Annotated in this window: 14 protein-coding genes; 11 read left to right on the forward strand and 3 right to left on the reverse strand. The window is 30.5% G+C overall.

Annotated elements, in window-relative coordinates; all coding sequences use genetic code 11:
* Nucleotides 1-156: 156 nt before the first annotated feature.
* The 7 genes from CAB05_RS12295 (at nucleotide 157) to CAB05_RS12325 (ending at nucleotide 5,830) form a co-directional block, all read left to right on the forward strand.
* Nucleotides 157-465, forward strand: a complete 309-nt coding sequence (locus CAB05_RS12295) for a hypothetical protein (protein ID WP_088000123.1) — start codon at nucleotides 157-159, stop codon at nucleotides 463-465.
* 86 nt (nucleotides 466-551) lie between these two features.
* Entirely contained in the window at nucleotides 552-746 is a 195-nt protein-coding gene (gene ykzS, locus CAB05_RS12300) for a protein YkzS (RefSeq protein WP_088000124.1), read from the forward strand.
* 355 nt (nucleotides 747-1,101) lie between these two features.
* Complete coding sequence (gene nrdI, locus CAB05_RS12305) at nucleotides 1,102-1,461, forward strand: class Ib ribonucleoside-diphosphate reductase assembly flavoprotein NrdI (protein WP_088000125.1); 360 nt, start codon at nucleotides 1,102-1,104, stop codon at nucleotides 1,459-1,461.
* Nucleotides 1,448-3,532: a class 1b ribonucleoside-diphosphate reductase subunit alpha gene (gene nrdE, locus CAB05_RS12310; protein ID WP_088000126.1), complete on the forward strand. Its 2,085-nt coding sequence runs from the start codon at nucleotides 1,448-1,450 to the stop codon at nucleotides 3,530-3,532. Before nrdI ends, nrdE begins: the two co-directional genes overlap by 14 nt.
* 150 nt (nucleotides 3,533-3,682) lie before the next feature.
* Complete coding sequence (gene nrdF, locus CAB05_RS12315) at nucleotides 3,683-4,651, forward strand: class 1b ribonucleoside-diphosphate reductase subunit beta (RefSeq protein WP_088000127.1); 969 nt, start codon at nucleotides 3,683-3,685, stop codon at nucleotides 4,649-4,651.
* Between the two features lie 21 nt (nucleotides 4,652-4,672).
* Complete coding sequence (locus CAB05_RS12320; protein ID WP_088000128.1) at nucleotides 4,673-5,641, forward strand: quinone oxidoreductase family protein; 969 nt, start codon at nucleotides 4,673-4,675, stop codon at nucleotides 5,639-5,641.
* Nucleotides 5,642-5,689: 48 nt separating this feature from the next.
* Nucleotides 5,690-5,830 carry a YvrJ family protein gene (locus tag CAB05_RS12325; RefSeq protein WP_088000129.1) on the forward strand — a complete coding sequence of 47 codons (141 nt, stop codon included), beginning with the start codon at nucleotides 5,690-5,692 and terminating at the stop codon, nucleotides 5,828-5,830.
* A 68-nt stretch (nucleotides 5,831-5,898) separates the two neighbouring features.
* Here CAB05_RS12325 and CAB05_RS12330 read toward each other — a convergent pair whose 3' ends face one another.
* Nucleotides 5,899-7,134, reverse strand: coding sequence for a two-component system sensor histidine kinase NtrB (locus CAB05_RS12330; RefSeq protein ID WP_088000130.1), 1,236 nt, complete (start codon nucleotides 7,132-7,134; stop codon nucleotides 5,899-5,901).
* Between the two features lie 126 nt (nucleotides 7,135-7,260).
* On the opposite strand from CAB05_RS12330, the gene CAB05_RS12335 reads away from it, so the two are divergent.
* Complete coding sequence (locus CAB05_RS12335) at nucleotides 7,261-8,109, forward strand: DUF72 domain-containing protein (protein ID WP_088000131.1); 849 nt, start codon at nucleotides 7,261-7,263, stop codon at nucleotides 8,107-8,109.
* Between the two features lie 62 nt (nucleotides 8,110-8,171).
* On the opposite strand, the gene CAB05_RS12340 is transcribed toward CAB05_RS12335, so the two are convergent.
* Together CAB05_RS12340 and deoD are read right to left on the reverse strand one after the other, a co-directional pair.
* Entirely contained in the window at nucleotides 8,172-8,585 is a 414-nt protein-coding gene (locus CAB05_RS12340; protein ID WP_088000132.1) for a disulfide oxidoreductase, read from the reverse strand.
* A 143-nt stretch (nucleotides 8,586-8,728) separates the two neighbouring features.
* Complete coding sequence (gene deoD, locus CAB05_RS12345) at nucleotides 8,729-9,436, reverse strand: purine-nucleoside phosphorylase (protein WP_088000133.1); 708 nt, start codon at nucleotides 9,434-9,436, stop codon at nucleotides 8,729-8,731.
* Between the two features lie 521 nt (nucleotides 9,437-9,957).
* Here deoD and CAB05_RS12350 point away from each other — a divergent pair.
* The 3 genes from CAB05_RS12350 (at nucleotide 9,958) to CAB05_RS12360 (ending at nucleotide 12,539) form a co-directional block, all read left to right on the forward strand.
* Complete coding sequence (locus tag CAB05_RS12350) at nucleotides 9,958-10,695, forward strand: hypothetical protein (RefSeq protein WP_088000134.1); 738 nt, start codon at nucleotides 9,958-9,960, stop codon at nucleotides 10,693-10,695.
* A 10-nt stretch (nucleotides 10,696-10,705) separates the two neighbouring features.
* Complete coding sequence (locus CAB05_RS12355) at nucleotides 10,706-11,533, forward strand: HAD family hydrolase (RefSeq protein ID WP_088000135.1); 828 nt, start codon at nucleotides 10,706-10,708, stop codon at nucleotides 11,531-11,533.
* Between the two features lie 121 nt (nucleotides 11,534-11,654).
* The gene (locus CAB05_RS12360) at nucleotides 11,655-12,539 is read left to right on the forward strand and encodes a ComEC/Rec2 family competence protein (RefSeq protein WP_088000136.1); all 885 of its coding nucleotides are present in this window, start codon (nucleotides 11,655-11,657) and stop codon (nucleotides 12,537-12,539) included.
* Nucleotides 12,540-12,655: the final 116 nt, after the last annotated feature.

Below are 12,655 nucleotides of genomic sequence, written 5' to 3' on the forward strand. Positions count from 1 at the left end.
TTTTCATTTTACACCTTCTATAATGCATGAAAACGGTTTAAAGGTAAAGAGAAAATTGAATATTTTTTACAATTTAGTCAATTTAAATTCAAAAATATGTTTAAAAATTACAAGAAGGGTAAAAAATGGATGTAGCACTCTTTGGAGGTTACTTTCTTGAAGAAATGGATTGAAGATTTACAGTATGATTTAGAAGAAGAAATAAAAGAATTTGTTAGCAGTAATACTTTGATTGGTGATCCAATTTTATTTTTTGATCAGATCATTGTCATTCCATTTTTTGAAATGGTCGTTCTACTAGGTGAGGGACATGCAAAAGTTCATTTTGAATGTCTTGGCACTGGGTTGGAATTAATACCAAAAGCATTTTTAGTCATAATAGATGGAGAAATTGAAGTCATTCTAGTTAAGAATGAAGATTCAAATGTATTTGTCACAGAGAAAATTTTAGACGTAACAATTTAGTTTTCATATAATAACATCTTTGATAATGTTAGAGGGAAGCATTAAAACAGTAATCAAGATTAGAACTATTATTAAAGGGTGAGAATATGGAACAAAATGAAATGTTGAATGGTATTGAACAACTTAAAAACGGTGAAATTACACAAATATTGATCAAAAAAGAAGATTTTTTAAACTTTAGACAAATTATTGTGAATCGAGAGGACTTTAAACACTTCCGAGGAATTGCTCAGCATGGTGGCGATGTAATTTATACATATATAGAAGAAGCAAGAAGTTAACAAATATTTAAAAATATATAACTTTTTAAGAAGTACTCATGAAACCAATTGCAAAAAAAAAAAGTTTTTTTGACTTTTTTCTTATTTTGCAAGGCGTTATTGGGTATTTTTTTTATGTTTCTCGGTTTGGCTCAATTGACAAAAAAATCGTTTTACACTTTATTGCACTCTTCTCCATAATTTGTTAAATTTCTCTTATTGTTTCATTCTGAGTAAGATTGTCGAAATGTTTATTTTCATATTTAGGAAACTATATATTGTGTTTGTTCTAAAAAGGTAATACAATATGTAGGTATATAACATGAGAATTTTAAATATTCATAAAATATTCTTACATATAAAATGAGGTGATCCTATGGTGATAGTTTACAGTTCAATGACGGGCAATGTTAAGCGTTTTGTCAATAAAATTAGAATGCCGTCAATTCAAATAAAAGATGGACTAAAAATCGAAGAACCTTATATTCTTGTAACCTACACTACTGGATTTGGAAGTGTTCCAGACAATGTACATCATTTTTTGGAGAAAAATTCAAATTACCTAAGAGCAGTAAGTGCAAGTGGCAATCGAAACTGGGGAGATTTATTTGCAGCCAGTGCAGATAAAATTGCCAAAACATATAACGTACCGGTCTTGTCAAAATTCGAAATGTCAGGGACAAGTCGTGATATACAATATTTTCTTGAGGGAGTGGAAAAGCTTGAGACATATTGAGCTGAATAATGAATTAACAATTAAAAAGGATGGTTTTTTTGATCTTGAAAAAGATAAAGAAGCGTTACTTTGTTTCCTAAAAGAAGTAGAAGATAGAAAAATTCAATTCTCTTCTGTTAAAGAACGCTTACAGTATATGACTCAAGAAAACTATTATTATCAGGTAGAATTAGAATACTCCCTTACTGAGATTGAAAGAATGTATGAACTAGTTTATCAAGCTGGATTTACTTTCCAATCATATATGGCAGCATCTAAATTCTTTAAGGACTATGCATTAAAAACAAACGATGGAAAGTTTTATTTAGAAGGATATGAAGATCGAATTGCGATCGTTGCTCTTTATTTAGGACGAGGCAATATTGATAAAGCATTAAATTTGGCGAAAATGATGATTCAACAAAACTATCAACCTGCTACTCCGACATTCTTGAATGCTGGTAGAAGTAGAAGAGGTGAAATGGTTTCATGTTTCTTACTTGAAATGGATGATAGTTTAAACTCAATTGGTTTTCAAATTAATACAGCAATGCAACTTTCAAAAATTGGCGGTGGCGTTGCACTGAATTTATCTAAGCTTAGAGCACGAGGAGAACAAATCAAAGAAATTGATAACGCTGCAAGTGGTGTTGTTCCTGTAATGAAGCTATTAGAAGATTCATTCTCATATGCGAACCAGCTTGGCCAACGTAAAGGTGCTGGTGCAACATATTTAAATATTTTCCACTGGGACGTAATTGAGTTTCTTGATACGAAAAAAATTAACGCCGATGAGAAAAGTCGAATTCAATCTTTATCGATTGGATTAATTGTTCCAAATAAATTCTTTGAACTTGCAGAAAAAAATGAGCCATTCTATGTATTTGCTCCTTATACGGTTTACAAGGAATATGGCATTCATTTAGATGATATTGATATAGATGAAAAATACGATGAACTTTTAAAAAATGATAAAATTAAAAAGAAAAAACTTGATTTATCAGCTCGTGATTTATTAGTTAAGATTGCGGCAATTCAACTTGAATCTGGTTATCCATACTTAATGTATAAAACAAACGCGAACAACCAGCATGCTTTAAAAGATATTGGCGAAATAAAAATGTCAAATCTGTGTACTGAGATTTTTCAATTACAAGAAACATCTGAGATCAACAATTATGGATCAGAGGATGTAATTAATCGTGATGTAAACTGTAATTTAGGTTCATTAAATATTGTGAATGTAATGGAAAATAAAGCAATTAGAGAATCAGTTCATGTTGGAATTGAAGCATTAACGGCTGTATCTGATATGACTGAAATCGAAAATGCACCTACTGTTAAAAAAGCAAATGATGAACTTCATTCTGTTGGTTTAGGTGCAATGAATTTACATGGTTACTTTGCAAAGAATGGAATTGCTTATGAAAGTGAAGAAGCAAAGGATTTTGCACGTACATTCTTTATGATGATGAACTATTACTCAATAGAAAAGAGTATGTTTATTGCAAAAGAAACGGGGAAAACATTTAAAGACTTTAATAAAAGTGAATATGCAAAAGGTACTTATTTTGATAAGTACAAAACACAATCTTTTGAACCGAAAACAGAAAAAGTAAAAGAATTATTTAATGGAATTTATATTCCGAATGAATTTGATTGGGTTACATTAAGTAAGCAAGTACAAGCATATGGTTTATACAACAGCTACCGCTTAGCAATAGCTCCTACACAATCAATTAGCTACATTCAAAACGCTACTTCTTCAGTTATGCCAATTGTAAATGTAATTGAATCTAGAACATATGCAAATTCTACAACTTACTATCCAATGCCTTATTTATCACAAAAAAGCTTCTGGTATTACAAGTCGGCTTACGATATAAATCAATACAAATTAATTGATCTAATTGCTGAAATCCAACAACATATTGATCAAGGAATCAGCTCTATATTATATGTAAATAGTGATATTTCAACCCGAGAACTAGCAAGATATTATATCTATGCTAATAAAAAAGGCTTGAAAAGTTTATATTATACGCGTACAAGAAAATTGAGTGTGGAAGAGTGTATTAGCTGTTCAGTCTAAACAATACTAAAAAGCACAAAATGTATAAAAAATAGAACGATGATATAAAAATTTAATGAGTAAGTCTATGGGAAGCTCGTATATAGAGAATGTTAATGATACTACATCTATATATTCGGGCTTTCTTTAGTGAGTAGGGGGTCATTTTAGATGAAAGCTGTAAACTGGAATAAAAAAGAAGATGATTTTAGTTTAGTATTTTGGAAGCAAAATTTATCGCAATTTTGGACTGAAGAAGAGATTGTTGTTTCGTCTGATAAGAATACATGGAATACACTTACAAAGGAAGAGCAAGATACGTTTATAAAAGTGTTAGGTGGACTAACTTTATTAGATACGAAACAAGGTGGAGAAGGGATGCCACTTATTTTAGTACACTTGAAAAATTTACAAGCAAAAAGTGTACTAGCATTTATGGGTGCAATGGAGGAAGTCCATGCGAAAAGTTATTCACATATTTTTACAACGCTTGCAACTGAAGATGAAATTGATCACCTTTTTAAATGGATCGATGAGCATCCAATCCTAACGAAAAAATCTGAGTTGATTTCTTCATATTATTTAAATTTATTAAAGCGCGACGTATCTTCAGAAGAATTATATATGGCAATGGTAGCTAGTGTATTTTTAGAGAGTTACTTATTCTATAGTGGATTTTTCTATCCGTTATACTTAGCTGGCCAAGGAAAAATGACGGCTAGTGGTGAGATTATTAACCTGATTCTACGTGATGAAAGTATTCACGGCGTATTTGTAGGTATACTTGCACAACAAATTTATGATGAATTTTCAGATGAACAAAAAGCTCGACTATATAAAGAAACAATGTCATTATTAGTTCAGTTATATGATATCGAATTGCAATATACCGCAGAAATTTATGAATCAATCGGTTTAGTGGACGAAGTAAATAAATTTATTCGTTACAATGCAAATAAGGCATTAATGAATTTAGGATTCGATGCATATTTTGATGATGAAGATATTAATCCTATTGTCTTAAATGGACTAAAAACTGATACAAAGAATCATGATTTCTTCTCTGTAAAAGGAAACGGGTATGTAAAAGCAGTTACAGTGGAAAAATTGACAGATGAGGATTTTATTTTTGAATTTTAAACATGTTGGGAAGTATGAAATATGAAGGCATTAGTTTTTAGAGAGTTTGGTTCGTCAGATGTTTTAACATATGAGGAAATCGCTAGACCAACGATTTCAGATGATGAAGTATGTATTGAAATGAAAGCTGTTGGCGTTAATTTTGCAGATATCTATCGTCGTAAAGGAAATTATCATTTGGCAGGGAATCCACCTTATATTTTAGGTTATGAAGGTTCTGGTATCATTTCTGAAATCGGATCTTCAGTAACGGGATATAAAGTAGGCGATCGTGTAGCATTTGCTGATGTACCTTATGCGAATGCAGAATATGTTGCAGCGAAAGAAACGCATATTGTACCTATCCCAGATGAAATTAGTTTTGAAATCGCAGCATCTGTTATGCTTCAAGGTTTAACAGCACATTACTTAGTCAATGACAGTTATCAAATCAAACTAGGTGATACTGCACTTGTTCATGCAGTTGCAGGTGGTGTAGGTCAATTACTTACTCAGATGATTAGATTAAAAGGTGGAGAGGTTATCGGATTAACTTCTTCAAATGAAAAAAAAGAAAAAGCACTTTCCATTGGTGCAAATGAAGTATTATTATATAACGAAGATTGGGTTTCATTAACTAAAGAATTAACGAAAAAGAAAAACGGTGTAGACGTAGTATATGAATCTGTTGGTTCGACCATTATGAATAGTTTTGAAGCAACAAAAGTTCACGGAACAGTTGTTTTTTATGGAATGGCCGGTGGAGACCCAGTTCATATTGATCCTAGAATGTTAATGGATACTTCAAAAACATTAACAGGTGGAGATTTATGGAATGTTCTTGTTTCGAAAGAAGAAAGAATAAATAGAAGTAAAGAATTGTTTAATTGGATTGCAACGAAACAAATAAATGTTCAATCCCCAACTATTTTCTCATTAAAAGATGGGAAGCTTGCTCATGAATTGTTAGAAAGTCGTAAATCAACTGGTAAAATCATTTTAACTGTTTAAAGAAATTTTTCATTTTCCTCTTATATGTAAGATAAAGGGGGAGAAAAAATGGAGCTTTGGATCAGTATGATAAAAGAAGTTGGATTTCCAATCGGAGTTACACTTTATTTACTATATCGTATAGAACAAAAACTAGATCATGTGATTTTATCCATAAAGGAATTGCCAAATCAAATGTATCATAAATAAAGAATAAAATTAGCCATTTTGCTGTTGCAGAATGGTTTTTTTATATTAAAAAAAAGAAAAAAATAGCATCAAACGATGCTATTTTTATTGTCGTCATAATTAATTGGCAATGTAATCGTAAATTCTGTTCCATTACAACTACTAGTAGCAGTAATGAATCCACCGTGATTTTGTATTAATTTTTTTGTAAGAGATAATCCAAGTCCAGTACCCTCATCTTTTGTAGAATAGAAAGCATCAAATATAAATGGTAAAACTGTCCTAGGAATACCACAACCATTATCTTTAAAAATAATCACTATTTCATCATCAATCACATGAGTTTCAATTGTAATGAGTAGATTACCGTCTTTCTTAGCGTCCAATGAATTATGGAAAAGGTTAAGAAATACTTGAACAAGTTGATTTTTATCAAAGAAAATTTTATATTTATGTAATTCTTCAGAGAGATTATACTTTATATCTACATTATTGATGACCGTTTCACTAAAAAACAATTGTTTTATGTAGTTTAAGAGAAAATCGTTTAAACAAACTGGTTCAGGCTTATATGGTGCATTTTTCGTGATCGATAAAAAGTCAGTAATGATGCCGTTTGCACGATCTAATTCAGGGATTAAAAGGTCATTAAATAATTGTTTGATTCTCTCGGGTGCTTCATCTTGAACAAATTGAAGATAACCTCTAACAGTCGTAAGTGGGTTACGTACCTCATGTGCAATACCAGCGGCAATTCTACCAGAAATGGCTAGTTTCTCGGAATCTCTAGCATCATTTAAAAAATGAAATATACCAATAACACTTTCAATTTGATTATTCATATCACGAATAATCCTTGTATTCACGATTCCATAGTTCTTATTTAAAATCTCGTGATGATAAATTTCTTTTCCTGAATAAAGCGTGTTAAGAAGTGCAATTTCCTTATCTTCAATTCTTAGTAATTCTCTTATATGTTTACCGACGTATTCATTAATATTTACTTTAAAGTCCCTGGCACATTGTTCATTATAAAACTGAATGATACCCTTGGGATCTATAAATAGAATATGATGTGGGATGGCATCAAAGATTGTTTGAAGAATTTCTTTATTTTTTAACATGAATGAAGAAAAGGTAGTTGTAATTTCATCTGGAAGTTCAGTTCCATTGAATGATAATGAATGTTTATCAATTAAATTTAAACAATTTTCTGAAAAAAATGAACCTGGTGTAATCGAAGAAATAATTTTTTCATAAATCTCTACTTTTTCCTCTAATTTAGCTACTTTAGCTTTTAGATCATTTACGGTGTCCGTATTCATTTACACTATACTCCTATTTCTACTAAAATAAGTTTAAAATAAACATAATTATATCAAATAATTCTGTTTATTTTAATTGATATTAGTAATAATTATATAATAAAAAATGTTTTATGGGAGCGGTTTATGGAAATTAAAATTGGCGTAACTGGATGGGGCGATCATGATAGTTTGTACCCTGAACGTATTCATTCATCAAAAAAACTCCGACAATACTGTAATCACTTTCCAATAGTAGAGATCGATTCATCCTATTATAGTATTATGCCAAAATCAAATTATCAAAAATGGGTGAATCATACAACGTCTGATTTTTCATTTGTCGTTAAAGCATATGGTGGAATTACTGGACACGCAAGACAGAATTATTCAAAGGAAGAACAAATAAAATTATTAAAGCCTTTTCTTGATTCAATTCAACCTTTAATTGAAAACAATAAACTAAAGGGTGTCCTCTTCCAATTTCCACCTTGGTTTAATTGTAAGAAGGAAAACGTGGAATTTTTAAGAACAATTAAAAATGAGTTAACATCTGTCCCAGCAATATTGGAATTTAGGAATCAATCTTGGTTCTTTCCACAATATGCTGATCAAACATTATCTTTTATGAGTGAAGAGGGTTGGATCCATTCAATTTGTGATGAACCTCAAGCTGGAATGGGAAGCATACCAACTGTTTTACACCCAACAAACAAAGAGCTAACATTAATTCGATTTCACGGAAGAAATGTTTACGGATGGAATCATAATGGACAAGAGAACTGGCGAGAGGTTAGATATTTATATCGATATAATCGAGAAGAACTCTGTGAGTGGGTCGATAAACTGGAAACTTTATCAAGACATACGAAAGAAGTATGTATTTTATTTAATAATAACTCAGGTGGAGATGCAGCTAATAATGCGAAGGAATTAATGAAGCTGCTTGGTATAGAATTTGGACCATCCTCAACCGAGCAGCTTGAATTATTTTAATTGGCTATTTTCTATAGGATTTTTACTTTTTGGATTTGAAAATACAAAGACAAAAGTTGATTTTAATTTGATTTACGTAATAAATAAATAGCGCTTATGTTAATCAGTAAGAATGCAACAAAGGCTAACATTGGAATCGTTATAAAACCAAATAAATTTAAGTAATCACCAGTACAAGGAACCGGTCCACATTGTGTGGCAGATTCTTTCATAGCAGGTACTTTCTGAATCAGGATATGATAAATCGAAATAAACATCCCAATCACTGATAATGGCAAGATATAAACAATGTCCCTTACTTTATTTTTATAAAACGCAATTCCGATGATAAAAACAATAGGATACATGAAAATGCGTTGATACCAACATAAGGAACAAGGGGTCCAGTGATTAATAATTGAAAATGATAAACTACCTAGTGTTGCTATAATACTCACAACCCAAGTAAAAAATAATATTGATTGATTTTTTTTCATAAACTACCTTCCTAGTATTAAAATTGTTAGTACTATCATTGTACAATCGTTTATGAAAAATGTGGAATAAAACAACACATAAAAGCTTAATTAAAGGTATAAAAAAAACCTGGAATTCTTGTCCAGGCTTTTTTTGTTCATTTTTATTTAGCGATTGCAGCGTCTAAAGCGATTTTGATCATATCATTAAACGTTGTTTGTCTTTCCTGTGCTGAAGTTTCTTCACCAGTGAAGATATGGTCACTTACAGTTAATACTGTTAATGCATCAACATTATATTTGGCAGCAATTGTGTATAAAGCAGTCGTTTCCATTTCTACTGCTAATACTCCATAATCTCCTAATTTTTGAACCATATCCATGTTTTCTCTATAAAAAACGTCTGCTGTTAATACATTACCCACTCTAACGTTTAAACCTTGATTTACTGCACCATCATATGCCTTCTTTAATAGATCGAAGCTAGCACATGGTGCATAGTCAAAACCAGGGAATGTTAGACGATTCATATTAGAATCCGTACATGTTGTCATTGCAATAATAACGTCACGAACTTTAACATCTTTTTGAATTGCACCGCATGTACCTACTCGAATTAATTTTTTTACGCCGTAACTATTAATTAACTCGTTAACGTAGATACCAATTGAAGGAATCCCCATTCCAGTACCTTGTACTGAGATTCGTTCACCTTTATATGTACCAGTAAACCCAAGCATTCCACGAACTTCATTATAGCAAGTTACATCTTCTAAAAATGTTTCTGCAATGTATTTAGCTCTTAAAGGATCTCCAGGTAATAATATTTTGTCGGCAATTGCGCCTTGTTCTGCTCCAATATGTACACTCATTGTAAAACCTCCTAAAAAATCTAAAATAGATAAACTATCTGCACTCACACTTATTTAGTTTTTACATTTCAAATAAAAAACATTCTCAATTGAACTGATACTTAAAGGAAAAAAGGTAGATCACGTAGTACTTATTAAGTATAGAATATATGAAAAACAAAATAATCCAGTTTAGATAATTTATGGGAAAGTTTTATTATTACATAAGAAACAAAATAATGAAAGAGGTTACAAAAAAAAGTCAATTTTCAATAAGTAGTGCGTATTTAGTGAGTGAATATGAAACTTCTAAGAGGAACCGAGTACAGATAAAACCAAAATAAAATTGATAGTTTTAACAATCAAAACTATATTAGAAACATCATTCAAAATTGAAAAACAAATCTATTTGGTAAGAAAACATGGTTTATGAAATGATAATATCAGATTACTTTTAAAACTATTCCAACCTAAAAATCATGAGAATTGTCCAAGTCTAATATGTTAAATATGTTAGTTCTATATATAAAGGAGACAAAGATATGAAATTTAGATATATAGCAACTTTATGCGTAGGGATATTAGTTTTTTTAATTTTAGGTAATAGTTTATTGAAAGGTAATAGTCGTTTATCTAACGGTAATAGTAAAACGAGTGAAATAAATGTACAAAAAGTAAAATGGGATTTAGGTGTCGGAAAGGATTCACAGGAAGTAAAAATTTATGCTAAGTCAATGAGTATAGCGCAGCGTGAGAAAATCAAATTTTATATTAGCTCAGATCATCTTAGTACATATAAAATTATCGAGCCTGTTTATAAAGGGAATAATCGTTTTGCATTTAAGTATCCTTTTAAAAAAACATCAACATATTATATTAGTGCTTACTTAAATGAACAAACAATCGGTACGAAGATATTTCAAGACGATAAAGAAGTTGATTTAGAGCTATACCCAACTTCAATTTTAACGATGAAACAACCAAAGTATCATGTTACATTACTGTTTAACTCGTTACAAACAAAAAAGAATAATGTCCTCACCTTTGATTTTAATCAGTTTAAAAGTCATCATCCTAGATTAAAAAATCATCAAATATATGTTGTAAGTGAAGATGGCTCATTTTTTAAATCTCTAACAAGCACTTCTAAAAAGACTAAGCTAAAATATGAATTAACCTTCCCAAAAGAAGGGATGTATGTATTATTTTATGAATTTGAACTAAACAATAAAAAAGAGAACTTTCAATATATAATAGATGTAAAAGACAAAGTAAATTAAGGAGTCAATAATGCACAACATACTTAACAATTCTAAAGTTTTCGTATTTGATTTAGATGGAACCCTATATGATGGAACAGTTCATTATGATTACTACGCAAATCTTTTATCAAAAGAAATAAGTGAAAATAAAAGGGATCTTTTTCTGAAGGATTATCAAAAAATAAAAGACATGGACCATGCTTTAACAATAGGAAAGGTATATGATTCAGAATTGGATTATATTATTACACTCGATCCAATCACGATGAAGCCGATTCAAGTACATACATGGGAAGGGCAATTAGTATCAAGAGATAAATTACCGAAAAATTATGATAAACAAAATCATTTTGATTTACCATTTATTCCTGTTGGTGATGGATGGTGGCTACCACTTGTAACTAGTTACCATTACGGTGCAAGAGATGTGTATCATTGTTATGATCGAACAAAAGAATATATGGCTACAAGTGAATTTGTTATACCTTATATAAAAGGTTTAAAAGAAGCCTTACAATCAGTTAAACATGAAAAGCATTTAGTGTTGTTGACAAATTCGGATCGAGAGGATGTTACAAGATTACTGAAACTTTTAGGTCTAACAGATCTTTTTGATTTAGAAATTACGGATGGAAAAAAACCATTAGAAACAGAGAAACATCTGAAAAATATCATAAAAGAATATAATGTATTGCCACATGAAGTTGTTTCGATTGGAGATAATTTTATGAATGAAATTTCACCTGCTTTAAAGCTAGGGATGCATGGAATCTATATTACAAATCAGCCGTTTGAGCAATTTAGTGAGACATTATTAGTTGTGAATCGGTTAGAAGATATATTTAAAACGCTGTGATCGATTGCAGCGTTTTTTTCTTTTTATTGATTTAGTTTTATGGGAAATTTAAAAAATTGTTATGTAGAATTATACATACTTTTGTTTTTACAAAGAGAAAATAATAGTAGGAGGAAGTGAAATGGACATGAAAAAGAAACGCTACTCTCTACTGCTCTGTGTATTAGTCCTTTTTACAACTTTTTTAGGTGGAGAAAAAATTGATGCTAGGTCAGTGAATTATGGATATATTACTCATCCTTTACTAGTCTATTTTTTTGATGTAGGTCAAGGTGATAGTATTTTTATGAATCTACCTAATGGAAAAACAGTGCTGATTGATGGTGGAGATGTTGAACATGGGAATGCAGTTATAAAAAAATTGAAAAAGCTACATATTGACAGAATTGATTTGTTAATCAGTACACACCCTGATATTGACCATATTGGTGGCTTGTTAAAAGTAATGAATCAAATAAAAATTAAAGCGATCTTAGATAGTGGAAAAAAGTATAATTCACATTCGTATTATCTATATAAGAAAGAAGCTTTTCAAAAAAATATTCCAATACAAATCGCAAAAACAAATGACAAAATAGAGTTAGACCCTAATGTCGATATGACTGTATTAAATAGTGGTAAACCATCTAGAACAAATAATGATAGTTCAATTGTTTTAAAAGTGGCTTATGAAGAAATTTCAATTTTATTAACAGGTGATATTGAAAGTAAGGCAGAGAAACGATTAATCAAAAATGAAAATATTGATGCACAAGTTCTAAAAATTCCACATCATGGTTCTCGTACGTCAACGTCAGAATCATTTCTATTTGCAGTAAACCCATCTGTAGCAATTCTTTCGTATGATAAATTCAACATATTCGGACATCCTCACCGATCTGTCATGAAACGATTAAGGCATTTAGGGATTAAACAATTTGCCACTGTAGATTATGGTGACATTGAATTATCAACAAATGGAAAAAAATTATATATTGAAAAAGAAGAAGTATTAGTGAATCCATAGTGGTTTGATTTGTACTTTTTCTTTTTTTATGGCTGATTTCCATATAGTTACTTTTTAAGAATGCGTTTGTTGATTACAACTCCAGGATGCTCCCTTTTCGCGAGGCGTGAGTTGAG

The sequence above is a fragment of the Gottfriedia solisilvae genome (assembly GCF_002128405.1).
Taxonomy (GTDB): Bacteria; Bacillota; Bacilli; order Bacillales; family Bacillaceae_G; genus Gottfriedia; species Gottfriedia solisilvae.